General features: G+C 72.6%; 1 protein-coding gene. It reads right to left on the minus strand.

The annotated features are described in order from the left end of the window. On the minus strand, positions 1–879 hold an 879-nt coding region (locus tag B8460_RS17120; protein ID WP_148360674.1), incomplete at both ends, for an adenylate/guanylate cyclase domain-containing protein.

Below are 879 nucleotides of genomic sequence, written 5' to 3' on the forward strand. Positions count from 1 at the left end.
CGGCTCGCGCCGTCCCTTCAGCACGATGTCGCCGATCGGACGCACGTCGCGCTCGCCCGCCGCGTCCACGGTCGCGGCGGAGACGCAGCAGCGCGTGCCGAAATACTTGTTCAGGCCTTCGAGCCGCGCGGCGGTGTTCACCGCATCACCCAGCGCCGTATATTTCAGCCGCCGTGTCGCGCCGAGGTTGCCGACCAGCGCCGGTCCGCTATGCAGCCCGATGCGGGTATGTCCGAACGGCACGCCGTCGGCCGCCTGCCGCGCGCGGAACGCCTCGACGAATGCAGCGACGGCGCGGGCGGCGTCGATGCCGCGCCGCGCGTGATCGGGCTGTTCGACCGGCGCGCCGAACAGCGCATGCAGCCCGTCGCCGGCGAAATCCACCACCAGCCCGCCGTGGCGCAGGATCACGTCGCAGACGCCGTCGAAATACGCGTTGAGGATCGGCGCCAGCGTGGCCGGGTCGGCGCCCTCGGCAAAGGTCGTGAAGCCGGCGATGTCGCTGAAGAAGAACGTCATGTCCCGCCGCTCGCCGCCGAGTTCTGGCATGCGGCCGGTGGCGATCAGCCGCTCGATCACGCTCGGTGCCAGATACAGGCCGAAGACGCGGCGGATATGGCGCTGGTCGCGGTCGCTGAAGATGAAGCGGAAGCCGACCATCAGGCCAAAGGCCAGCAGCGCCGCGCCGACCGCCTCCAGCAGCGGCGCGGCCAGCCCTGCCTGCAGCAGCACCGTGTTGACGGCCGCGATCGCCGTCAGCAGCAGGAGCAGCAGCCCCGTGCCCCAGGCCAGCGGCAGGCCGAGGGCCGCCATCGCCGCCAGCGTCGCCGCCGCGACCACCCCCGCGTCGCGGGCCGGCCCCGGCAGCGCACGCAGCGT

Source organism: Acidisphaera rubrifaciens HS-AP3 (assembly GCF_000964365.1).
Lineage (GTDB): Bacteria > Pseudomonadota > Alphaproteobacteria > Acetobacterales > Acetobacteraceae > Acidisphaera > Acidisphaera rubrifaciens.